Origin of the sequence: Bradyrhizobium sediminis (assembly GCF_018736105.1) — a bacterium.
Lineage (GTDB): Bacteria > Pseudomonadota > Alphaproteobacteria > Rhizobiales > Xanthobacteraceae > Bradyrhizobium.
Genome location: NZ_CP076135.1, coordinates 1,735,652 through 1,759,376, shown reverse-complemented (window position 1 = coordinate 1,759,376; position 23,725 = coordinate 1,735,652). Strand labels below are relative to the sequence as shown.

The window sequence follows — 23,725 nt, the reverse complement described above, 5'->3', positions numbered from 1 at the left end:
CATGGCAAACTATATCAGGTCCTTTCTCGAAATCGGATTGAACGATGTCGGGCTGGTCGGCGGCAAGACCGCCTCGCTCGGCGAACTCTATTCGACGCTCGCCTCGCAAGGCGTCGCGGTGCCCAACGGCTTTGCGATCACGGCTGACGCCTATCGCGATGCACTGTTGCAGCCCGGCGTCGCGGAGGAGTTGCATCGCCTGCTCGACGGCCTCGACAAGCGCAAGATCAAGCAGCTTGCGGCCACCGCCGCCAAGGCCCGCACCGTTATCTACCGGGCGATGGATACCGCGCTGATCCGCGAGCAGATCGTGGAGGCGTACCGGCAGCTGGAAAAGGAGGCCGGTAAAGGCATCGCCGTCGCGGTGCGAAGTTCGGCGACGGCGGAAGATCTGCCGACCGCGAGCTTTGCCGGCCAGCACGAAAGCTTCCTCAATGTGCGCGGCGCGAAGGATCTGTTCGAAGCCTGCCGGCGCTGCTTTGCCTCGATCTTCACCGATCGCGCGATTTCCTACCGCATCGACAACGGCTTCGACCACTTCAAAGTTTTCCTCTCCGTTGCCGTCATGAAGATGGTCCGCTCGGATATCGGAGCCAGCGGCGTGATCTTCACGCTCGATACCGAATCCGGATTTCGCGATGTGGTGTTCGTCACCGGCTGTTACGGCCTCGGCGAAACCATCGTCCAGGGTCAGGTCGATCCCGACGAATTCTATGTTCACAAGCCGACGCTGGCCCAGGGCTTTCGCCGTGTGCTGCGGCGACGGCTCGGCGGCAAGCAGGTCCGCATGATCTACGGCAAGCGCGGCGGCAGCCATGCGACGCTGACCCGCAAAGTGCCGGACGCCGAGCGGCGGAAATTCTGCATCTCCGATGCGGAGGTGCTGAATCTGGCCGACTTTGCGATGCGGATCGAGGCGCACTATTCGAAACATGCCGGCAGGCCGATGCCGATGGATATCGAATGGGCCAAGGACGGCGCCGACGGCAAGCTCTACATCATTCAGGCGCGGCCCGAGACCGTGGCCTCGCAGCGTTCGCCTGACGTCTACGAAACCTATGCGCTGAAGGGGCGCGGCGCCGTCGTCGTCACCGGCCGCGCGGTCGGCGAAAAGATCGCCGTCGGCCGCACGCGCCGCATTGCAGGCGCGCGGGACCTCGCCAATTTCAAGCCGGGCGAGATCCTGGTCGCACCGGCGACCAGCCCGGACTGGGAACCGGTCATGAAGATCGCGGCCGGCATCATCACCGACAAGGGCGGCCGCACCTGCCACGCCGCCATCGTGGCGCGCGAGCTCGGCATTCCCGCCGTGGTGGGCGCGACGCATGCGACCGAGAAGCTGAAGACCGGAACCAATGTCACGATCTCCTGCGCCGAAGGCGACATCGGCAGCGTCTATCAGGGGACGGTGGCTTTCGACGTCACGCGCACGCCGGTGAGCGAACTGAAGCAGCCGCGCACCGCGATCATGGTCAATGTCGGCACCCCCGAAATGGCGTTCCGGACCGCGATGCAGCCGCAGGGCGGCGTCGGCCTCGCCCGCATGGAGTTCATCATCAGCGAGCATATCGGCGTGCACCCGATGGCGCTGCTCAAGCCGAAGAAGATCGCCTCGGCCAAGGCAAAGGCCGCGATCGCCCGCCTGGTCCAGGGCTACAGGACGCCGGCCGATTTCTTCATCGCAAGGCTCTCGGAAGGCGTCGGCACCATTGCCGCGGCGTTCTATCCCAAGCCGGTGATCGTGCGGCTGTCCGATTTCAAGACCAACGAATATGCCAGCCTGCTCGGCGGCGAGACTTTCGAGCCCAAGGAAGAGAACCCGATGCTGGGGTTCCGGGGCGCTTCCCGTTACAGCCACCCGGCCTATGCGGAAGGCTTTGCGCTGGAATGCGCTGCCCTGCGGCGGGTGCGCGAGGAAATGGGTCTTTCCAATCTGCGCATCATGGTGCCGTTCTGCCGGACCGTCGAGGAAGGCAAGCGCGTGATCGCGACGATGGCGGCCAATGGCCTCAAGCGCGGCGAGAACGGGCTGGAGATCTACGTGATGTGCGAGATCCCGAACAACGTCATTCAGATCGACGCGTTCTCGCAATTATTCGACGGCTTTTCGATCGGCTCCAACGATCTCACCCAGCTGACGCTGGGGGTCGACCGCGATTCCGATATCGTCGCCTTCGATTTCGACGAACGCGATCCCGGCATGCTGGAGATGTTCAGACTGGCGGTGACGGGCGCCAAGCGCAACGGGCGGCACGTCGGCATCTGCGGCGAAGCGCCGGCGAATTACCCCGAGATCGCGCGTTACCTGACCCAGCTCGGCATCGATTCGATCAGCGTCAATCCGTCGAGCGTGTTTCGCACCATGGCGGCGGTGGTCGAGGCCGAAGCCGGTCCGGCGAAGGCCGGGGTCTGACATCTGGGCCTTCATGGCTCGAGACGCGCGGCGTTGCCCGCACTTCTCGCCATGAGGATATTCCCTAATCGCGCAGGGCACCTGCGGCGTGGATTTGTTCGGCCGCGGCATTGACCCTGGTCATGGTTTCCGTGAGTTCGGCATAGGGGTCGTCTTCGATGGTCACGGTGCCGTAGTTGGAATTTTCACCGTCAAAACGTCCTTCCGCCGGCTGATCGGCATGCTCGAACCAGTGATAGCCGACCACCGACGGCTTGCGCAGCGCCGTCGTCACGTAGAGCTCGAAGCACTTGGCGCGCTCGGTCTGGCTGGCCACCCGGGGACCGGCGCCGCGGCTGTTGGGCAGGCCGGCATCGTCGCCGCGAAAGGAAAATTCGGAAATCAGGCACGGCTTGCCGGTGGCCGCATAGGCGTCGATCAGCGCACTCGCTTCGATCTCGTAGCAATTGAACGAGATCACGTCGAGGTAACGGCCGGCCGCCGCGATCACGCGTGAATGCGGCTGATAGCCGAAGCGGGAGCCGATCACGAGATGATTGGGATCGGCGCCCTTGATGGCGGAGACGCAGACGTCGAAATATTGCTCGGCGACCACGGCAACGAAGGCGTCGCAGTCAGCGGAAAATGCCGCGCGGAGGGGATCGGCGAGGTTGGCCTTGGCCTCCAGCAGGCTATTCAGCCCGCCGGCCGGCAATCTGGTGTACGGCGCTTCGATGCGTGCCATCGTGGCGAGTTCCTCCCATGATCGTGCCGGCGTCCGCCAGATTGCATTGAACTGGGGGAATTCCCGATAGCGCTCCTGTAACCTCTCGATGGCCGCAACGCGGCCGGGACGGTGCGACTGCAGGTTGAGGAACAGCGTCAGAACCTCGTCGCCGCCACGCCAGTCGGGCGACCAGTACAACTCATTGTCGATGAAGGTGCCGAGCAACCCGGCTTCATGACATCGCATTGAACAATGATCGTTCGCTCGTTCCCGGATGTGAGCTGAAAACGCGGGATCAAAGACATCGGGAAAGATCTGGTCACGCCGGTGGCGCTTGAACGAGGCGCCGAGCTCATTGGTCGGCGCGGTCGCAAGCGGCATTGAGCCTGCATGGGCGACGAGTTCATCGGACCAGCAGCCGAGTGTGTTGAATTTCCAGCTCGCCAGCCGGTTGGCCACCGCCCCGCGCCAGACGTGCTGGCTGCCGTATTTCTTCCGGCACGCATCGGTGTAGGGCATCCGGCCGGTACTGCCGACATGGTCCGCATCGAGACGGACATTGTTCACGCCCTTGGACAGAAAGCGGCCGCCGTCCGGATCGACCAGCCAGAACACCCCGTCACGCTCCTCCACGCGGAAGAAGCCGCTTCCGCGGAAGCATTCATCGGCGATTCCACCCCATCTGGTTCTTTGCAATCCGACACCCCAACGGCACAATAACAGCGAATCATTTGTCGCATCGGCAGGCCGAAAGCGCTTGATATAGCTCAAGATCGTCCGGACGTCGGCCTGCCTAATGCTGCAAGGCGACGCACTCTGCCTGGAGGGAAGGGTTAGCAGTGAATTCGAACGAAAATTCAACCGGCGATCAAGCGAACCACCCTGCGCCGGCATTGGACCTGCCTTCCACAGCCAGCTTGCGTCCGGATTTCGTCTGGGGGGTCTCCACCTCGAGCTTCCAGATCGAGGGCGCCACGAAGGAAGACGGGCGCGGGCCGAGTATCTGGGACGTCTACTGCCAGAACGGAGAAATCAGGAATCGCGACACCGGCGACGTCGCCTGCGACCACTACCATCGCTACCGGGAGGATGTCGCGCTGATGCAGCGGCTGGGCGTTCAGGCCTACCGGTTCTCGGTAGCCTGGCCGCGCGTGCTGCCGCAGGGCCGAGGGCCGGTCAACGAGCCGGGCCTCGCCTTCTACGACCGGCTGGTCGACGAACTCCTCGCCGCCGGCATCGAGCCGTGGCTGTGCCTGTATCACTGGGATCTGCCGCAGGCGCTGGAGGATCTCGGCGGCTGGCAGAACCGGGAGTCGGTAAAGTGGTTTGCCGACTACACCGCGCTGATCGCCGCACGTCTCGGCGATCGCGTCAAGCGCTTTGCGACGTTCAACGAACCATCGATCTTCAGTCTGTTCAACCGTTCGCTGCGCAACCGGGACCGCAGTAGCAGCGAGGACGCGCTCTACCGGGTGACGCACCACGTCAACCTCGCCCATGGCGCGGCGGTGGACGTGCTGCGCGAGCAGGTTTCCGGCGCCACGATCGGATGCATTCACAATCTTCAGCCGTGCTGGCCCTCCAGCGCCAGCGAAGCCGATGCGGCTGCGGCGGCGCGCCTCGATCTCTATTGGAACAACGCCTTCCCCGATGTGCAATGCCGCGGCGAGTATCCGCCGGCGATGCGGTCTGCGATCGAGCCGCATATGCAGCCGGGCGATCTCAAGCGGATTTGCCGCCCCGTCGATTGGTTCGGCCTCAATCACTACAGCCCGGTCTACACCAAGGCACTCCCGACCGCGATGCTGGGCTACGACTTCGGCGACAAGCCGGCCGGCGTTCCGCTGACGCCGATCGGATGGCCGATCAATCCCGAAGCCTTTGGCGAGACGCTGCGCCTCGTTCATGGCAGCTATCGGCTGCCGATCTATGTTCTCGAAAACGGACTGGGCAATTTCGACAAGCCTGACGAGACGGGAGCAGTCGTCGATCCGGACCGGGTCGCGTTTCTGCGCCGCTATATCGGCGCGATGAATGATACCGCCGCCGCAGGCGTCGATGTCAGGGGTTACTTCGTCTGGTCGCTGCTCGACAATTTCGAATGGATGTCCGGATACAGCGAACGATTCGGAATCACCTATGTCGATTATGGCTCGCAGCGGCGCATTCCAAAATCATCGTTCCACTGGTACGCGGATTTGATCAGGACGGCACGGCGGCGATGAAAGCGGCCTCCACACCCACCAGCGAAAAGGTGTTATTGGCCGACATCGGCGGGACCAACGCGCGCTTCGCGCTGCTGGCCGGAGGAACGGTCGGCATGATTGCCCATATGGCGGTCAGCAAGTACGGAAGCTTCCGCGAGGCGCTGGATGCGTATCTCGGCGGTTTGCCGCAGCATGATGCGATCCGCGCCGCCATTCTTGCCGTTGCCGGCGTGGTCCGGGACGGCCATTGTGATCTCACCAACAATTCCTGGGTGGTCGACGCCGCCGAGTTGCGCGCGGCTTACGGATTTTCCAGCGTGCGCCTGCTCAATGATTTCGAGGCCGTGGCGTGGGCCCTGCCCCACCTTTCCCCGGAAAAACTGCTCCGGCTGGGTGGCCGGCAACCGATCGCGGGCGCTCCGCTGGCGGCGCTCGGCCCCGGTACCGGCCTCGGCATGGCCGCCACCATACCGCACGCCACCGGCCACCTCGTGCTTTCGAGCGAGGGCGGCCATTCGACGATGGCCGCGAACTCGCCGCGCGAGGACGCCGTCATTGCCTGGCTGCGGCAGCGATCGGGCCATGTCTCGGCCGAACACGTGCTTTCCGGGCCCGGCCTGGAAGATCTGCACGAGGCGCTGGCTACGCTGGACAACGTCGCGCTGCCGAGGAGCCGCGCCGCTGAGATCACCCGGGCCGGCATCGAAGGGACCTGCGCGACCAGCCGCGCCGCCGTCGACATGTTCTGCGCGATGCTCGGGACGGTTGCCGGCAATCTCGCGCTGACGTTAGGTGCAAGGGGCGGAGTATTCATCGCCGGAGGCATCTTGCGTCACATGCCCGATTATCTTGCCCGCTCGCAGTTCCGAGCGCGCTTCGAGGCCAAGGGCCGGCTTCGCAGCTATCTCGAACCGATACCGGCCTGGCTCATTCTGGATGGGGATGCCGCATTCACCGGCCTGCGTGCATTGGCGGAGGTCGAAGGCATTGGCTGAAATCCCATCGACAGGGATCGTAACCCTCACCATCAATCCCGCCGTCGACGTCTCGACGTCGGTGAAGAAAATGGTGCCTTTCACCAAGATGCGCTGCGCGCAGGCGCAGCGCGATCCCGGCGGCGGCGGCATCAACGTCGCCCGGGTTCTCAAGCGGCTGGGCATCGAGGCCTCGGCCATCTACCCGGCCGGCGGCGCCACCGGAAAACTGCTGGGCACCCTGGTCGAGCGCGAAAGCGTGCGAAGCGTGCTGATCCCGGCGGAGAACGAGACGCGTGAGGACCTGACGATTTTCGACGAGGCCACCCGCGAGCAATATCGCCTGGTGTTCCCGGGAGCACCGCTCAACGATCTCGAATGGAAGGAATGCCTGGCATCGCTCGCCCGCATCAAGCCGCCGCCGGCCTTCGTCATCGCCAGTGGCAGCCTGCCTGCCGGCGTGCCGGATGATTTCTACGGCCGGGTCGCGCAGGCCTCGAAGGCGAACAGCAAGGTCATCGTGGATACTTCCGGCCCGTTCCTGAAGGCGGCGCTGCAACAGGGGGTCTATCTGATCAAGCCCAACCTTCACGAGTTTCAGGATCTGGCCGGGATCGCCGCTTCCGACGATGCCGCGCTGATCGAGGCCGCGCGGCGCCTGATCGCTCGCGGCCAGGTCGAGGTGATTGCGCTCTCGCTGGGACCGGACGGCGCCCTTCTCATCACCCGCGATCTGGCGATGCGCGCCAACGGTCTTCCGATCGAACCGGTCAGCGTGTCCGGCGCCGGCGACAGCTTTTTGGGGGCCATGGTCTGGAGCCTGGTCAACGATGGCAGTCTGGAAAACGCGCTGCGCTTCGGGGTGGCCGGCGGCTCGGCCGCGCTGCTCAGTCCCGGGACGGAACTGTGCCAGCCGGAGGACATGCATCGGCTGGCTGCGGAAGTAACGGTAAGGCCGATTACCTCATGAACGACGTCAGCTACATAGCGCCCAGCGAAGAGCGCCTGCTTTCCCGCTTCTGGCAAGGCGCACGAGGCTTCTGGAGCGGCGCGTCGGCGCCGTGGGCCTGGCTGCTGACGGTGCTGCTGATCGCGATCGTGCTGCTGCAACTGTTGACCCAGTACTCGCTGAATTTCTGGAACCGCGATTTTTTCAATGCGGTGGAACGGAAGGATAGCGCCGAGCTGTTGAGGCAGGCCTTGCGGTTCGCGCCGTTGGCCGCGGCCAGCCTGGCGCTCGCGGTATTCTCGGTCTGGGGCCGCATGACGCTGCAACGGAAATGGCGGGAATGGCTGAGCCACCGCCTCTACGACTACTGGCTGGAAAAGGACCGCTATGCCCGGCTGCGGTTCATGCCGGGCGAGCACCAGGCCCCGGAATACCGCATCGCCGAGGACGCCAGGGTCGCAACCGATCTGCCGGTCGACCTCGTGCTCGGACTGTTCTCCTCGTTCATCACCGGAATCACCTTTATCGGCATTCTCTGGACGGTGGGAGGCAATCTGGCCATCGACGGGTTCGGCATCGAAATTCCCGGCTACCTCGTCATTGCGGTCATCGTCTACTCGATACTCGTCGCGGGTGCGATGATGCTGATCGGCCGCCGCCTGACGCATGTGCTGGAGGACAACAAGCGGACCGAAGCCGAGCTGAGGGCGATCGGGACGCACATCCGCGAGAGCGGCGAAGGCCAGGCGTTGCCGGATGAGACGAAAGGCGGGCTTCGCGCCGTCGGCGTAGCGCTGCAGGCGGTGATCGACAATTGGCTGGAATATTGCTGGCAACTGATGCGCCTCACCGTGGTCACGCACTCGAATTCGCTGCTGGCGCCCGTTGTCGGCTTGCTGCTCTGCATGCCGAAATATGTCGCCGGAACGATGCTGCTCGGCGAGGTCGTCCAGGCGGCCGCCGCCTTTGTCGTGGTACAGGGCGCATGCAACTGGTTCACCGACAACTATACGCGCATTGCGGACTGGGCAGCCTCCGCGAACCGCGTCGCATCGTTGCTGCTTGCGCTGGATCAGGTCGACCAGTCCGGCCCAACCGCAACATGACGGTTTCCGGACGGATTGTCCGCGCCGGGTTGCCTCATTGATTCAGCGCAAGGCGATCCTTGCGAGCGGCCCGTAAATGAACGCATCATTTGTTACAGAAAGAGGCGATTGCCATGAAGATCGGGACTCAGCGGTGCATGATTGCCGCACTGGTTATTGCGGCTTCCGGCTTCGGTACTATCTCGGCTGCAAGCGCCCAGAGCTGTCAGGAGCTGTGGGTCGAGCGCAATTCCTACTACAAGGAAGCCGGCTATTGCTTCAAGACATCGAGGGCGATTTCCTATTTCGGCAATGGCGGCTGCATCTATGACATCGAGGCCCAAGTGCCGCTGCCGCGCGAAATCCGCGCCCGCATCGCCGAGATCACCCGGATCGAACGGCGCATGGGGTGCAATTGATGGTGCCTTGGCTTCGCCGACGGGTGGGCGCCCTTCTCGTCGTCCTCGCCTGCGCCATCGGCGGCAAGGCCGTCGCCGCGCCGGCATGGATCAGGCCCGCACTTCCGGCGGCGCTCGGCTTTCTCGTCATGCAATGCGATCAGCGCGACTTCTGCTTCGCGATCGCATGTCCCGGCAACAAGCTGCAGCTCGTCAATATTTCACCCGGCGGCGGCCCCTTCGGCAATCCAGACTTGGGTGCAAACGGCCGCATCGCCAAGCTTACCGTGGGCCAGGAAGTATTTTCGCTGTCGTTCGCATGGGACGACAGCATCCTGGAGCAGGTGGGCAATGCCGGAAGCCGCAGCGAATTGCCGGTCGCGGCCCTGCTGGCACTTGCCCGCAGCAACGGCAGGATCGAAGGCACCAACACCGGAGCGGTCAGGGCCACGATCACCAGCAGCGGCCTGAAACAGCATTGGCCCGTCCTCGCCAAGGCCTGCGGGCTTCCCGAGTTGCCGCGGTGATCGGCGCGGCCTTGTGATTTCTCACGCCAGTTCGGCGCCGCATTCGCCGCAGAAACGATCGGCTGCCGTCGCGGGATGACCGCATTGCCGGCAGAAGCGCCGCGCTTCGGCCGCCTTCTGCGCTGGCGGCGGCGCGGCCGGCTGCTTCAGCGCCAGCGCAATGGCGTCGTGCACGAAGGTCCTGGCATCGGCGGCGCCGACGGAGCCGAGGCGCACGGCGGTCGACGCGCCGGCCGGCCCGCGCGGTTCGATGACCCAGATGGCAGCGAAGCTGCGCAGGAATACTCGCATCGCCGAATCGAATCCGCCCGCTCGACGGCGGTCAATTGACAACACCGCTGCGGCGAGCGGCAATTCGAGATGCGCGAACGCAGTGATGAAGGCCGGCTGCGGCGACCACAGTCCGGTCGGTCCCCGCGCGATCAATCCGGCGCGTGCCAGCGCGGCGAGGCCTTCGAGCAGCCGCGCCTCGGTGACGTCGCCCGGACCGAAGACCTGCGTCAGCATCCCCGACAGCCAGCGCGGATCGGGCAGCGCCGCACCGTCGAGAGCACGCAGATAGATGCTGTCTTCGCTGAGCGCGACCTGACGCGTCGGCGTGCGCGCCAGCAGGCTTTCCAGCTCGGCTTGCCGGTGCGCATCCGCCATGGCCGCCAGCGCCCAAAGTGCCGCGATATCGAACTCGCTGCGATGGTCGATCTGCGCCAGCGGTTGATCGAAGCCGAGGGTTTCGACGATCAGGGCTTCCGCCAACATGCCATCGACCGGGAATGACACCGCGGCCTCGCCCTTGGCGTCCGGCGTCACCGCCGCCAGTTGTTTCCCTGCGCCTGCGACCGCATAGCAATCGAGCCGCCGCCCGCCATCGCGCGTCACCGTCGTCACCGAAATGCGCGCCATCGGATCAGCGAGCCCGGCGCGCACCGCCGGCGGCAATGGCCCTGTCTTTGCCGCGCGATCGAGCAGAACCTGGTCCGGTGCAATGGTTTCAATCATGGCAATCCTCCTGCGCGCGTCGGCGCGATAATTACTGTGCCCATTTCAGGCTCTCGAACTGGCTGGAAAGCTGGTGGCTGAAGTCGCCGAGATCGCTGAAGCCGAGCCGCTCCAGTTTGCCCTCCAGCGTGTGCAGCACCGCGGCGTCGGGATGGCTGGGCAGGTTCGAACTCTTCACGAGGTCCATCGCCTGGCGCAGATTGCCGGGCAATTGGCCGGCCGGGATGTTCTGCGCGCCATAGGCGGTGCGCACGGTGTCCAATGTGTCGACGCCCTTCTGCGCCTGCGCGATCGCCTCGAACGGATCGCCGCGCCGCAGATTGCCGGTGACCTTCTCGTGGAACTGCTGCGCCAGCCCCTGCGGATCGGCGAGTTTTACGGGCTGCTGCGGCGGCGGCGCCTTGCCTGACGCGATCTCCTTCAGCTCGGCGATGCGGGTTTTACCGGTGCCCGCCGCCTCGCCGCCCGGCAGGTTGACGCGCTCGCCGGTCCTGAGGTCGGCGATCTGGTCGGAGTAGTCGCGCCCGGCCTCGCGGAAGGTGCGGTCGGTCGGGGTGTGGCCGTGCTGCTCCGCCCACCACGCCTTCTGCTGCGCCGGGTCCATCCCCTTCGGGCATTTCGACTTGTCGAAGAAGGTCAGTTCGGCGAAGGCGTCGTTGGAGTGATGCTCCCACTTGGTCTTCGGCACCTCCACCCATTGGCCCTTGCTGTCCTGCATCAGCACCCGGAAGTCGCGGTCGGTGTTGATGGGATTGGCGGTTTTGCCCGGGGTGCGGAACTCGTGGACGACAAGTTTCTTGTCGGCCAGTTCCGGACTCGACTTCCTCAGCCGCTCTAGCAGCATCTGGTCGTGCGGCTTGTAGACCTCGTTGCGCAGCGTGTTGTTGAAGGCTTCCTGGGTCGACGGCGATCCGCTCTGCTTGAGCGCCCGCACCTGATGCGGGTTCTTCTGTACCTCCAGCACGTCGGTGAGCGAAGCGCGCAGCCGCCCGGAGCCGTCGACATGCACGCCCTGGTCCAGCGTGCCCAGATTCTTCCGCAGCTTCTCGACCAGGTCGGTGGCGACCTTGGAGCGCCGGCTCGCCTGCGCCAAGAGATCGGCACCGCTCTCGGCGATCCCGGCGACCGCCTTCTTGCCGGCGCGCCAGGCCTCGCCGGCATAACCGGCGCCGTAGTGGATCACCTTGCCGAACAGGAAGTCGGTCACCGCCGACTTGACCCCTGCGGTCGCGATCTCGACGATACCGCCGCCGGCGCGCGCCGCGTCGCGCATTGCCAGCGAACTGCCGACCGCCGAACTCGCCCAGCCCTTGGTCAGCACCGCATCGAGCGCCGCCGCGCCAGACTGCAGCAAGGTGTCCTGGGCTGCGTCCTTGTAGGTATAGGTCGGGGTGTAGCCCGGGCGCATCTGGTTGCCGATCACATCGGCCAGCGGCAGCAGGCCCTTCAGGCCCTTGCGGTAGTCGTTGTCGGCGGGGACCTTAAGCAGGCGGTCGCTGAGCTCGTCGAACAGGCCGGAGCGGGACTCGTCCAGCAGCGCATCGACGCCTTCGCCGCTGCGCTGGTCGCCGAGCGCGCCCAGCAGTTCGTCGCGCGCCTTGAAGTAGGTGCGCATCTCCGCGCCCTGCTGGCGGGTCGCGGCGATCTTGCACTGGAGTTCGGCGACGTCTTCGTCCGGCCGCTGCATGTCGGCGAGGTCGCTACGATCCTTCTCGGCGAGTGTCGCCCGGCTCGCCATATCCTGGTCATAGGTCTTGCGCTCAACATAGCCGCCGGAGAACGAGCTCCACACCTCGCCGCGCTCGTTGACGTCGCCGTCGCGCGGCAGACGCGGCGGCACAACCGGCGTCTCGCCCGCAGGCCGCACGAAGCCGCCGCGCTCCGCCGAATAGATCTCGCCGCCTTCGTTGCGCGCGCCGTCCACCGGATCGAAGGTCGCCACCCCATTCTTCTCGTTGTACTTCCAGCCCAGCGCCTCGTACTTCCGCTTCCACGCCTCGAACGGATCCTCCGGAACACGACCGCGCAGGAGATCGCGGATCGCTTGCAACGCCTCCTCGCGCCGCACGCCGGTCGCACCCAGCATCATCAGCGATCCAAGCAACGCCGCGCCGCCGGCAATCGCCGATACCGCCGCGATCTCCGCGGGGGTGAGGTCGGACTCCGTCTGATCCGTTAGACCTGGCGGTTCCGGCGCGGTCTCCGTATCGGATGGTGGCTGCCCTGAGTCGTTGCTCACATCGCCGGGCGGTGGTGTCTTGCGGTCGAAGTCAGGTTTCGTTCGCGATGCCTCGAGGTTGGTCCAGCCGCGATCGGCGATATATCGGCCAAACGCGGCGTGAAACTGCCGATAGGTTTGCAGAACCTCGTCTTCGCTGGGACGGGCAAATCTGCGATTGCCCCGCTTCGGAGTCGCTTCGCTGGCGTCGACATAGAGGTTCATCACGCAGGAACCGATTTTGAAGACGAAATTTGTCTGCAGCGCGCTGTCGGACTGGTAGACTTGGTTCCAATATCCCTGAATGCCGTCGCCTATGCTGCGCGGGGTAAATATGGTGTTGGGTCCGTAACCCATCGGCGCGGTTGGCTCGCCGGGCTTGGCGGAGAGGTTGTAGTTCGCGCAGTAACCGCCTGCACCGATGAAATAACGCCGGCAATGCGCCTCGTTGCAGCCGGGATCGATGGTCTTGAAGATGAAATGGCGGCCGTCCGGGTCGTAATAGAATCCTTCGGGCAGGTACGCGTCGGCAAGGTAAAATGAGAATATCCATTTTCCCGCGGGCCACGCATCCGACAGCTTCTCCCGGTCGGCAAAGGCCGGCCCGAACAGCGTCAGCGCCGCCAGCGTCACGAGGAGCCGAGGCAGGACATTTCTCCAGCCCATCGCGCTCACTCCGCGACACCGCTGGCCGCCGCGACAACGACCGCCGATAACTCCCGGAAGCGGACCGTTCGCCGCTGCTGCCAAAGATTGGCGTCCTGCATTTTATAAGTCTAGAATGAGTATCATAGCCGACCTTGATCCTGGTCAACGCCATCTCCGCCCCTGAACGAATTGCCTCGCTGAACCCCGTCGAAATACGCCTGCCGGCTTCCAAATTGCCGTCCAGTTCCATCGCCTGAAAGGACGTATCGACCATGAACCTCGACCTCACCGGGAAGCTCGCGCTGGTCACGGGATCGACGCGCGGCATCGGGCTCGCCACGGCCACTGGGCTCGCGCAGATGGGGGCGGAAGTCATCGTCAACGGGCGCGAAGCCGCCACGGTTGCGAGGGCGATCGCCAAAATCAAGCAGGCGGTGCCGGCGGCCAAGGCGCATGCGGCGGCGTTCGATCTCGGCGGCGCCGCGGGCTGCGCCGGGCTGACGGCGCAATTTCCGGAAGTCGACATTCTCGTCAACAATCTCGGCATCTACGAGCCGGGCGCATTTTTCGACATCGAGGACGACGCCTGGACCAGGATGTTCGAAGTCAACGTCATGAGCGGCGTGCGGCTGACCCGGCACTACCTGAAGCACATGCTCGAGCACAAGGACTGGGGCCGCGTCGTGTTCGTCTCCTCAGAATCCGCGATCTTCGTGCCGAAGGAGATGATTCATTACGGCTTCTCGAAAGCCGCCCAGCTTTACGTCGCGCGCGGCGCCGCCGAGCAGACCAAGGCCACCAACATCACGGTCAATTCGGTATTGCCCGGCCCGACCTGGGTCGAGATGGCGCCGGTCCGCCTTGCCGCGCGCGCCGAAGGCATGGGGACCACCATCGACGATCTCGCCGCCAGAACCTTCACCGAGCGGCGGCCGGCGTCGCTGCTGCAGCGCTACGCCACGCCGGAAGAAGTGGCCAACCTGATCTGCTACGTCTGCTCGAAGGCGTCGAGCGCGACCAATGGAGCCGCACTGCGCGCGGACGGCGGCATCGTCACCAATCCGTTTTGAGGCTCAGGCGCAGGTAGCGATTGCAGAATGGCGGTCAGACATGCGGCAAGTCATGCCACGGTTGCCCAGATTTTGTTCAGACACCGTGATAGCCACGGTACCAGTCGACAAATCGGCGCAGCCCCTCCGCCAGCGGCGTCGATGGCGAGAATCCGACATCGCGCTGGAGTGCTGAAATATCGGCACAGGTCTCGAACATGTCGCCGGCCTGCATCGGACGAAGATCGCGGATCGCCGGCTTGCCGATGATGCCTTCCAGCGTCGCCACGAAATCCAGCAGATTGACCGGCTGATTGTTGCCGATGTTGTAGACGCGGTATGGCGCCGAACTGGTGGCGGCCTCAGGTTGCTCCGGATTCCAGGTCGGGTCGGGCGCCGCCGGCCGATCGAGCGTGCGCAGCACGCCTTCGGCGATATCGTCGACATAGGTAAAATCGCGCCGCATGTTTCCATTATTGAAGATCCGGATCGGCGTGTTCTCGAAGATCGCGCGCGTAAAGAGATAGACCGCCATGTCGGGCCGGCCCCAGGGGCCATAGACCGTGAAGAAACGAAGCCCCGTGACCGGCAGGCCGTGAACATGCGCATAGGTGTGCGCCATCAACTCATTCGCCTTCTTGCTCGCCGCGTAGAGACTGACGGGATGATCGACCGGTTGATGCGTCGCATAAGGCAGAGTGCGGTTGGCGCCATAGACCGAACTCGATGAAGCATAGACCAGGTGTTTGACGTCATGACGACGGCTGTATTCGAGTACGCAGACGAAGGCGTCGCAATTGGCGCGAATGCAGGCGATGGGATCGTCGATAGAGGCACGCACGCCCGGCTGCGCGGCCAGATGCACCACGCGATCCGGCCTGACGGCATCGAAAACGGCTTCGGTGGCCCTGGGATCGGCGAGATCGGATTCGTAGAAGCCGAAGCCCGCATGCTGCTTCAGATAATTCAGCCGTGCTCGTTTCAGGGCCGGATCGTAATAAGGCGTAAGCGAGTCGATGCCGACCACCGCTTCGCCGCGCGCAAGCAGGCGCTCGCAGACCTGCATGCCGATGAAACCGGCAGCCCCCGTGACAAGAACAGCTTTCGACGCCAACGCCGTCTCCTCTACCGATGCACCTGCTGCAAATGCCAGAGTGCGGAAGCGGAGGCAAGCGAACGTCCGCCCGGCTCGTCGCTAACGCTCGACCTATCGATTGATCCCGACCGCATTGGTAAGGTTGATCGGTAAACCGTGCCCGGACGGGAGGAGCGTTGCACCGCTTCAAACCTTTGCATCAGGCCGCGGCAACGAAGCGAACCAGGCAAAGGCTGATGACGAGAAGAAACAACAAGGACAGTGTCACCGCCGCGGTGACCTTGCCTCCGATGCGACCGATGACGCGCAGGTCGACGCCGAGGCCGAGCGCTGCCATCGACATGACGGTCAGGATGCCGGCCGTCTTCCGGATCGGGAAGACCGCCGCATCCGGCATCCAGGACAACGAGCGGAATGTCGCCAGCAAGAAAAACGCCACAATGAACCACGGCACAGCCTGAAAGAAACCGTTCTGCCGCGAACCGCCCGGCGCGCAATCGCCGCGGAGGCCTCGCGCCGCTACCGCAATGCATGCGACAACCGGGCCGAGCATCATCACCCTTATCAACTTGACCAGCGTGCCGACTTGCGTGCTCACGAGGCCTGCCGGGACCGTCGCCGCGAGCACCTGCGGCACCGCGTAAACGGTCATTCCGGCCAGGATCCCGTACTGGGTTTCCGAGAGCTGCAGCAGCGGGATCAGCAGCGGCAGGCCCAGCACCACGATGACGCCGAGCACCGCGGTAAAGGAGATCGAGGAGGCGACGTCATCGGTGCTGGCCCCGATCACCGGCGCGACCGCGGCAATCGCCGAATTGCCGCAAATCGAGTTGCCGCAGGCGATCAGGATCGAAAGCCGAACCGGCAGGCCGAGCGACCGGCTGATGCCGAAGGAGACCGCAAGCGAAAGGATCACCAGCGCGACGACCGAGCCCAGCAGGGCAAAGCCCGAGGCGCCGATCGCGGCAAAGGTCAACGAGGCTCCGAGCAGCGCGACGGCGACCTCCAGCAATTGCTTGGCGCTGAAGGCGATCCCCGCGCGCCAGCGGCGGCCCGGTTCCCAGAGCGTGCGGATGGCGGTGCCGAGCAGAATGGCGATCACGATGGCTTCGACGTAGGGGTGCCCAACGAGGCTCTCTTCGACCGCCTGAATCGTCACCGCCGCCAGCGTGACCAGGGCGCAAAGTGCTATCCCCCAAAGCAGAGGGACGGCTTTACCGATCGTTCCGGCAAGGAGCCTGACTTCGTCAGGAGAATCGATCCGATTTGACACGCGAAATCCTTCAAAGAGAAGGAATTATGCGCTAAGCCGGCCAGGATGGATAATATCGTTTCAGAATAGCCGGATAGAAAGAGGTTATGTCCCTCAACCTTCATCTGCTTCGCATGTTCGCCGCCGTCGTTCGCAGTGGAAGCTTTTCGAAGGCTGCTGAAATACTCAATGTCAGCCAACCCGCGATCTCCAAGGGCGTACGCGACTTCGAGCTTCAGGTCGGCTGCCGATTGCTCAATCGCTCTCCCAAGGGCGTGGTGCCGACCCCGGAAGGGCTCGCGCTGTCCCAGCGCGCCGAGGCGCTGTTCGCGATCGAGCGCGCGGCCGAGGATGAGCTGTCCGCCGTGCGGGGGTTACACAACGGCTCGCTGCGGATCGGCGCCAGTACGACGATCGCCACCTACATAATCCCGCGATATCTCGGTGCATTTCACCGGGCCTATCCGGGCGTCGACCTCCATCTCATCAGCGCCAACACCCGCGACATCGCCGAGCAGATGGTTGCGCAGGACATTGACATCGGCCTGGTGGAGGGGCCGGTCGACGACAAAAATCTGATCGCGGAGCCCTGGCTTACCGACGTCATGAAGCTGATCGCCGCGCCCGATCATGCATTCTCCGCAGAGGCTGGACCGATCGATCCCAGGCAGCTGGAAAATGAAGTGTTGATCGTCCGCGAACCGGGCTCAGGGTCCCGCGAGGTGGTGACTCAGGCCCTTGCCGCCCGCGGCATCGAACCGCTGCGGACCCTGGAAATCGGCAGCACCGCGGCGATCAAGCAGGTCGTTGCCGCCGGACTCGGCATCGCGATCGTATCGGCCGTCACGGTGAAGGATCAGGTGCAGCTCGGGCGCCTGAAAGTGCTCGATCTGCGCGACATGACGATCGAACGCACCTTGTGGCAATTGAAGCTGCCCGGCAGGGTCGCCATGCCCTCGGCTCGCGCCTTTGAAAAAATGCTGCTCGATCGTTCGGCTTTTCCCGCCGAAAGATTGAATCAGGCTGCTAGCGCGTGACCGCCGGTTTCACGTCGGTCGCGGTGCCGACTTCAAAAGCCGGCGCCGCCGGATAGTAGATGACCCGGACAGACACGATAATGACGACGAGCAGCCAGAACAGGTATTGACCGACGCGGCCCGGCATCGCCGACGCCGCCCTTGCCGTCTCGGGCTTACCGCCCGCGGCATCCGTCAACACCTCACCATAAGCGTCGAATTTCTCGGTCAACATCGCTGTTCCGGCGTCGTTCCTGCGATGATTTATGTCGCAAGACCGGCCGCCAGAACAATAGTCGGAACTTGCAATGTTCGACCGATAACGAATGCTTTGTTCCGAGTTTTGGGCCTCCACAGGTGGTTTTGATATCCCGATCCCGGGACGAAGGGATCAGTGCGAATAGGCGCGGGCGAAATCCGTCCGGAGCATCCACCAAGCGCTCCATCGATGACTGAGCACGGCCAATCGCTACTCCGATCGGGCTAGACCTTCTCGCGTCGGCCGGCCGGAGCAGGCCTGGCCGCATCGCCGGGCGCAAACCCGTTCAGGAACAGATCGACTGCGATGTCGGCGAATTCCCTGGGGCCGATGCCGCCCTTCGGGTCGTACCAAGTGTAGGTATAGTTGATGATCCCGAACAGGATCATCGTATAGATCTTCCTGGTGCGCTTGACGATCTTGCCTTCGGCGTCGAGCCTGACCAACAGATCGGTGACGGTATCGACGAGCTGGCGCTCGAGATCCTTGATCGTGTGCTGCTCGTCTTCGTTCAGAAACGACAGATCGTGAATCAGGACGCGCTGCTCGTGCGGCGACTTGGCGTTGACCTCGACGGTCGTGCGGATGACGTTCCTGAATTGCGTCAGTGTCGGGCCGCCCTCGGCAATCGCGGCATCGACATGCGCAATCATTTCCCGAATGTGCGCATCGAGGATCGCAAACAGGATCGCTTCCTTGGAGTCGAAATAGTGATAAAGCGCGCCGCGCGACAGCTTGCAGGCGTCGGCAAGGTCGGCGATCGAACTGCGCATGTACCCCTGCGCCGAAAACAACGCGGCCGCCTGGGTCAGGATCCCGAGATGAATGCCGTCGTAATTTTCAGAGCGTGTTCGCGCCATTCCGATTCCTTCTGACTTCGTCGTCTCGGCTCGATTTCCCGCACCGCTTCATCGGCCTGTCGCACCCACATTCGACGCAGACTGACCTCCGCGCCATCATCTTTTCAAGAATCGCCGGGCCCCTCCAAAATAAAAATGCAAATCATATGCAGAAATTGTTTGAACGGCTGGTCGGATTATAATAGCCTAAGGGCCTCCAATGCAACAGACCGCCAGCTCGGGCCACGGGGCGGGCCAGATAACACCGAACATGTGATAATCGACACAGCGCGCGCCGTCTGCACCGGGCCTCGTTCCCGGGCTCTCGGTGTTGCCGCTGCATCAGCACGCAACAGAAAGCGTCGCGCCGTTCGCTTCACTGCACCCATGGTGCACGCCAGTCGATCCCTTCCAGCAAGGGCACATCGAAATTTCCTCTCGAGAGTCTGACGAATCATCGGGTGAGCAGATCACGGCGCTCGATCCGACGCACCCGTTGCTCGGACCTGGACTCGTCTCACGATTTGGGTGCGCAGACCTCCCTTCTACGCTCCGCCGCGCCCCAGTTTTCGCGCCGAGTCCAGAAAGTGAGACTTGCATGCGGCCGATGCATCCTTTGCACCATACATCGCAAGACGCCTCACGGGGTGAAATCCGCAATGCCCGAGCACCGCGTGAGAGATCCACCGCCAGAACAGGTCCCCGCGAAAAAGCCAGCCGACGAGCCTCGGCGAGTTCTGGGTGTAAATGACGCGCGCCGACCGCCCGCGCAGGAGCGGTTCCACGTAGGGAAAGCGGGCGTGATAGCGCATCGCGAACTCCGGCAGGAAAACGCGGTCGACGTAGCCCTTGAGAAGGGCAGGCGCTGCCCACCACCAGTTCGGCGATATCACGACAAGATGCTGGCACCAGCTAATAAGTTCTTGTTGTTGCGCGATATCGGGTTCGAGAGGTTTGTTGCTGTGATAACCGCCACGCAACACTAAATCGAACTGCAGCTCACGGAGCATGACGCTCTTCACCTCGTGACCCATCTCGCCAGCACCTTCCACATAGGCTGCTGCTACGGCATCACTGAAGCTACCTTGGTCTGGATGGGCATTGAGGACAAGTATTCGCATGGCAGTATGACTCGTATGGTCGTCATTTTGGACAGGCGGTCAAATCGTTCGCGTTTTGACACGCGCGCGCTTCGGCGCCGATAGTCGAAACCGAAAACGGGTGCAAAGGATACTATAAGAGATCTTGCGGTGTATCGAGCCACTCCTGCCACTCGGACAGAGGGCCGTCGACAGGCGTACAAGAACTAACGCGCATATGCAGCTCGGGCAAAGAACTTCGATAAAGTTGCCTTTCTGCGAGTAACAAGTCTTGTTCTCCGGGCGCCGCACTGCCTGACTGGCAACGCGGTGCTGATCGCACCAGTCTCCGAGCCAAATCCCCTGCAAACAGGGAACTTCTTGCACGGCAAGAAATCCCGATGCTAAGGGGCTTTCTCGCAAGATTCCCTATCCGCGATATCAGGTAAAACTCTTTGCAGAACAGGCAATTGAGTACCAAGAACAGGGAATCTCATTGCTCTGGAGACAAGAAGGAACAAGATAACGTCAGAGCATGGAAACGCAGACAGTCCGATCCGCGTTCGGCTGCGAAAGAGAAATCAGCAGAAGAGATTGTTCGCACGCTCAAGCGGTCTCGGCTTTCTCGTGCTGGTGACATTAGATTTGATGCATAACCGGCGCCTTTTGAGACATTCCGGAAAACGGATTACTCGGTGATAGACTCTCGGATCGCTGCAAGCGGTGCAACATTATCAAAATTCAAATGACCTCCACGCATCGTTAGTCCCAGTTCAAGCCAAAGGCTATCGAGATCGGGTGCAGTGGGCTTCGGTCCCATCAGCTTGTGGAGATCTGTAAGCACATCCACGCCGACCGCCTTGTCGGCGGTCGAGAGAATGCGCTCGATGGGCCAATTGACCTCATGACTGCCGCCGGCCGCGATGACACCTTGCATCGCATCTCGCAGGCCGAGCCGGTTGGATGTCCGCTTGCGAATTTCTATATCGGCCAGCAGGCAGAACATGGCACCACCCCAGTATTTCCGGCCCCAGCTATCGGTATTGTCGAGTCCCTGATCGCCGGCCTGCGGCAACCCCTTGGGCATGTCCCGCATCATCGCTTGCCAGATGGATTTTGCGGCCAAGTCTCCGGCCTGTACGCGCGCGATCGGCTCGATATACACCGCCAGTCCTTCCGATAACCAGCTATAGCGCCGCTGCACGTCGGGAAGAGCCAGATGCACCATCTCGTGGACCATGATCCAGTCGCGGCGGAGATCCTCCTCGGTGGAATCGCGACCGAGCAGCACCCGAATGGCGGCGCCGCGATAGCCCCATGTGGTCCCGCCCCGGACACGCTGACCGTCGACCGGCACCAGCAGGAGCTTCAGCGATTTGACGGGAAACCGCCCGTAATAGGTCGAAACGGCACGGGCCGCCGCTCTCACCCAATCCAGAACCTTGTCCTTTGGCAGCGAAAGGTCGCCGGGGGCAAATGCGGCATGAATCACGCCGCCGGAAACATCGAGGTCGATCTTGTCGAGCCCGTCGAATGCATCGTACGGCATTCGATCGCCGCGCAGGAATTCCGATTGCGCATCTGCGCGCAACGGACACAGCACGAGCAGCGCCAGCACTGCGATCACGGCCGGCACGATACCGTTCGATCTTTCGATATCCCTCATCTGGAGACACATGGAAGCCTGAGCTTGCCTCCGCTCATGCACCCGACTTTCACTTGTCGCCGGAAACATCCGCCAGAAGTCCCGCCGTCACCCAGCCGTGCAGGTAGCCGGCACCTCTGGCTGCAGCGCCTTCGGGGTCGTCATAGGTCGCCAACATCGAGCAAAGCACCCCGAACGGAATTCCGCGCGCGGCCTCGTCCCACATCATCGCTTCTTCGGTGGAAAGCTCGCGGAACATCGGCGTCACGTCCTGGCGCCATATCAGGAGGCGGCTGGGCTCTTTCAGCGCCACGGCATCCGGCGGGGTCTCGTCATTCTTGAGCGCCAGCCAGACTGCGGACACATTGGTGCTCAGGTCGAGCCTGATGGCACTGGGGTGGGACATGAATTCGAGATCGTTCCAGACCTCCGGAGCAAAACCGGCCATATCGGCAACGGCAAGCGTCGGCGCATCCTTGGCATCGAAAGCATCGTTGAGGGCTTTTTCAAGCGCGGCAAGATCGGACAGGATGGGGTAATTGCTGTAGGGTGCCGATGATTTCAGAAATTCCGGAAGAGCTTGCGCAAACCAGCGCAGGTTCGGATGCTGCGAGGGGTTCGCCGCGACATAGGCATACCCCATCTCATCAAACATCTCGTCGCCGAGATAGCTGTGCAGCAGCTTGTGGTCGTTGCGCATGGCCTCGACCAGCCGCGAACCGTAAGCATGCCTGTAAACCCCAAGCAGCACGTCGCGCCTTTCCCGCGGGCTATCGAGAATTTCCGTGAGAACAGAGTCTTCACCGGCCAATATGCAGCGCTGAAACTCGCTCTGTTGCCGCGCCAGATCGCTCATCCCGTTTGTCCATCCGCCAAGACCTTCCCGGCGATCTCCCGGGTCCGGTTGACTTCGACAATGAGCTCGTCGAGTGGCGGGATATTGTCGTCGCGCTCGATCATGGTCGAGACGCGACCGAAGCGCTTCAGGGCTGCGGCGTAGAGGTCCCAGACATCTTCGCACACCGGATGATCGTGGGTATCGATGATGTGGGTGCCCATATGGCTATGCCCGGCCATGTGAAACTGGACCACCCGGTCCGCCGGAATGCCTTCAAGGAAGGCATAGGGGTCGAATCCGTGGTTGAAGCCGCTGACATAGACATTGTTGACATCGAACAGCAGCCAGCATCCGGAGCGGCGTGCGAGCTCCGAGATGAATTCCCACTCCGTCATTTCGGAATTGTTGAACTGCACATAGGTCGAGGCATTCTCGATCACCAGGGCGCGGCCGAGATAGTCCTGAACCAGCTGAACGCGGTCCACCACGTGATCGAGCGCCTCGCGGGTGTATGGTATCGGCAGCAGATCGTGCAGGTTCTTGCCATGCACACCGGTCCAGCACAAATGGTCCGATATCCACTGCGGTTCGACCCGGCGCGCGAGATCACGCAACTCCCGCAAATACTCGAAATTGGGCGGCGCCGTCGACGCGATCGAAAGCGACACGCCGTGCATCACCACCGGGTAGCGCGCACGAATCTTGTCCAGCACCCGAAGCGGTTGGCCACCCGGCAGCATGTAGTTTTCGCTGATGATCTCGAACCAGTCGATCGGCGGATTTCCGCTGAGGATCTCATCATAGTGCTGCGCACGCAGCCCGAGCCCAAAGCCGAGAAACGGCGGCTTGCCCGCATCGATCTGACGACCTGTCATCGGTTGCAAAGTCGGTTGCGACGATTTGCCTGCAATGTTCATTTGGCCTCTGCTGGTGGCGGGCCGGCGATGGACACCGGCCATATCGCTCTCTGGCGCCTTGGAACGGTCCGGATTGCCACGAAAATGAGCCTGTGGCCTGTAGCTCCCGAACAGGACAGATCAACCCGGCTGGAACTTGCCCTTCACCGCGGCACATTTTTCCTTGGTCATCGCCGAGAAGCCCTGGCCCTTGCATGCATTCTGGCCCTTGCAGGCGTTCGAAGCGCTCTTGCAGGCGCTCTGGCCCTTGCAGGCATTTGCGCCGACGCAGTGACCTTCGCCGGCCGCATAGGCAACCGTCGACAGCGTCGTTCCCGCCAGGAACAGGCTTGCGGCTGCGGCGGCGATGGCGGCGCCGGACCGGGAAGTAAGTTTCATGAGCATTCCTCCTAAATGGGGTTCTGACAAGGACAGGCCTGGGCCGCCGAATGATCTCCAGCCGACCGGCCTGTACCCAGCATAGGTACGCACAAGGTTTGCTGTTGGTTACGCCGCAGTTCGAATTTATTTGGTGATCCCCTCGACCGGACCCCCGAATTCCGGATCATCGGCCAATTCTCGAGGGTTCAGGACGGATACGCTTCCCCAGATTGGCGCTCCGAGACTGGTTGCCG

The 23,725-nt window shown here is 63.0% G+C and carries 21 protein-coding genes; 9 read left to right on the top strand and 12 right to left on the bottom strand.

Annotation, left to right across the window (positions count from 1 at the left end; translation table 11 throughout):
* Position 1: 1 nt before the first annotated feature.
* Positions 2-2,413 (top strand): phosphoenolpyruvate synthase, encoded by a 2,412-nt coding sequence (gene ppsA / locus KMZ68_RS08515; protein WP_215615348.1) that lies wholly within the window; start codon positions 2-4, stop codon positions 2,411-2,413.
* A gap of 64 nt (positions 2,414-2,477) precedes the next feature.
* Here ppsA and KMZ68_RS08510 read toward each other — a convergent pair whose 3' ends face one another.
* Entirely contained in the window at positions 2,478-3,815 is a 1,338-nt protein-coding gene (locus tag KMZ68_RS08510) for an agarase (protein WP_215615347.1), read from the bottom strand.
* 143 nt (positions 3,816-3,958) lie between these two features.
* Here KMZ68_RS08510 and KMZ68_RS08505 point away from each other — a divergent pair, with 143 nt between their 5' ends.
* From KMZ68_RS08505 to KMZ68_RS08480, 6 genes are all read left to right on the top strand, one after another.
* Positions 3,959-5,344, top strand: a complete 1,386-nt coding sequence (locus tag KMZ68_RS08505; RefSeq protein ID WP_249779566.1) for a GH1 family beta-glucosidase — start codon at positions 3,959-3,961, stop codon at positions 5,342-5,344.
* On the top strand, positions 5,341-6,321 hold the full coding sequence (glk, locus tag KMZ68_RS08500; protein ID WP_215615346.1) for a glucokinase: 981 nt from the start codon (positions 5,341-5,343) through the stop codon (positions 6,319-6,321). The genes KMZ68_RS08505 and glk overlap by 4 nt, the downstream gene beginning before the upstream one ends.
* Entirely contained in the window at positions 6,314-7,270 is a 957-nt protein-coding gene (locus tag KMZ68_RS08495) for a 1-phosphofructokinase family hexose kinase (RefSeq protein WP_249779565.1), read from the top strand. The genes glk and KMZ68_RS08495 overlap by 8 nt, the downstream gene beginning before the upstream one ends.
* Positions 7,267-8,355: an SbmA/BacA-like family transporter gene (locus KMZ68_RS08490; protein WP_215615344.1), complete on the top strand. Its 1,089-nt coding sequence runs from the start codon at positions 7,267-7,269 to the stop codon at positions 8,353-8,355. The genes KMZ68_RS08495 and KMZ68_RS08490 overlap by 4 nt, the downstream gene beginning before the upstream one ends.
* A 113-nt stretch (positions 8,356-8,468) precedes the next feature.
* On the top strand, positions 8,469-8,753 hold the full coding sequence (locus KMZ68_RS08485; protein ID WP_371741433.1) for a YARHG domain-containing protein: 285 nt from the start codon (positions 8,469-8,471) through the stop codon (positions 8,751-8,753).
* 23 nt (positions 8,754-8,776) lie between these two features.
* A complete protein-coding gene (locus tag KMZ68_RS08480; protein ID WP_215615343.1) occupies positions 8,777-9,259 on the top strand; it encodes a hypothetical protein in 483 nt (160 codons plus the stop codon).
* 21 nt (positions 9,260-9,280) lie between these two features.
* Here KMZ68_RS08480 and KMZ68_RS08475 read toward each other — a convergent pair whose 3' ends face one another.
* The gene (locus KMZ68_RS08475) at positions 9,281-10,255 is read right to left on the bottom strand and encodes a zinc ribbon domain-containing protein (RefSeq protein WP_215615342.1); all 975 of its coding nucleotides are present in this window, start codon (positions 10,253-10,255) and stop codon (positions 9,281-9,283) included.
* A 31-nt stretch (positions 10,256-10,286) separates the two neighbouring features.
* Positions 10,287-13,139, bottom strand: a complete 2,853-nt coding sequence (locus tag KMZ68_RS08470; RefSeq protein ID WP_215615341.1) for a hypothetical protein — start codon at positions 13,137-13,139, stop codon at positions 10,287-10,289.
* Positions 13,140-13,393: 254 nt separating this feature from the next.
* On the opposite strand from KMZ68_RS08470, the gene KMZ68_RS08465 reads away from it, so the two are divergent.
* Positions 13,394-14,191, top strand: a complete 798-nt coding sequence (locus KMZ68_RS08465) for an SDR family NAD(P)-dependent oxidoreductase (RefSeq protein WP_215615340.1) — start codon at positions 13,394-13,396, stop codon at positions 14,189-14,191.
* Positions 14,192-14,267: 76 nt separating this feature from the next.
* On the opposite strand, the gene KMZ68_RS08460 is transcribed toward KMZ68_RS08465, so the two are convergent.
* On the bottom strand, positions 14,268-15,236 hold the full coding sequence (locus tag KMZ68_RS08460) for an NAD-dependent epimerase/dehydratase family protein (protein WP_249779624.1): 969 nt from the start codon (positions 15,234-15,236) through the stop codon (positions 14,268-14,270).
* Between the two features lie 229 nt (positions 15,237-15,465).
* Complete coding sequence (locus tag KMZ68_RS08455; protein ID WP_215615338.1) at positions 15,466-16,539, bottom strand: YeiH family protein; 1,074 nt, start codon at positions 16,537-16,539, stop codon at positions 15,466-15,468.
* A 113-nt stretch (positions 16,540-16,652) separates the two neighbouring features.
* Here KMZ68_RS08455 and KMZ68_RS08450 point away from each other — a divergent pair, with 113 nt between their 5' ends.
* Entirely contained in the window at positions 16,653-17,555 is a 903-nt protein-coding gene (locus KMZ68_RS08450; protein WP_249779564.1) for a LysR substrate-binding domain-containing protein, read from the top strand.
* On the opposite strand, the gene KMZ68_RS08445 is transcribed toward KMZ68_RS08450, so the two are convergent.
* The 7 genes from KMZ68_RS08445 to bufA2 form a co-directional block, all read right to left on the bottom strand.
* Positions 17,545-17,766 (bottom strand): hypothetical protein, encoded by a 222-nt coding sequence (locus tag KMZ68_RS08445; protein ID WP_215615336.1) that lies wholly within the window; start codon positions 17,764-17,766, stop codon positions 17,545-17,547. The genes KMZ68_RS08450 and KMZ68_RS08445 overlap by 11 nt on opposite strands.
* Before the next feature lie 251 nt (positions 17,767-18,017).
* Positions 18,018-18,653 (bottom strand): TetR/AcrR family transcriptional regulator, encoded by a 636-nt coding sequence (locus KMZ68_RS08440; RefSeq protein ID WP_215615335.1) that lies wholly within the window; start codon positions 18,651-18,653, stop codon positions 18,018-18,020.
* Positions 18,654-19,177: 524 nt separating this feature from the next.
* The gene (locus KMZ68_RS08435) at positions 19,178-19,753 is read right to left on the bottom strand and encodes an NAD(P)H-dependent oxidoreductase (protein WP_215615334.1); all 576 of its coding nucleotides are present in this window, start codon (positions 19,751-19,753) and stop codon (positions 19,178-19,180) included.
* 646 nt (positions 19,754-20,399) lie between these two features.
* Positions 20,400-21,377 carry a hypothetical protein gene (locus KMZ68_RS08430; RefSeq protein ID WP_249779563.1) on the bottom strand — a complete coding sequence of 326 codons (978 nt, stop codon included), beginning with the start codon at positions 21,375-21,377 and terminating at the stop codon, positions 20,400-20,402.
* Between the two features lie 49 nt (positions 21,378-21,426).
* Positions 21,427-22,212 carry an HvfC/BufC N-terminal domain-containing protein gene (locus KMZ68_RS08425; protein ID WP_215615333.1) on the bottom strand — a complete coding sequence of 262 codons (786 nt, stop codon included), beginning with the start codon at positions 22,210-22,212 and terminating at the stop codon, positions 21,427-21,429.
* Positions 22,209-23,069 carry an MNIO family bufferin maturase gene (bufB, locus tag KMZ68_RS08420; protein WP_215615332.1) on the bottom strand — a complete coding sequence of 287 codons (861 nt, stop codon included), beginning with the start codon at positions 23,067-23,069 and terminating at the stop codon, positions 22,209-22,211. Before bufB ends, KMZ68_RS08425 begins: the two co-directional genes overlap by 4 nt.
* 162 nt (positions 23,070-23,231) lie before the next feature.
* Entirely contained in the window at positions 23,232-23,489 is a 258-nt protein-coding gene (bufA2, locus tag KMZ68_RS08415) for a BufA2 family periplasmic bufferin-type metallophore (protein ID WP_215615331.1), read from the bottom strand.
* Positions 23,490-23,725 lie beyond the last annotated feature (236 nt).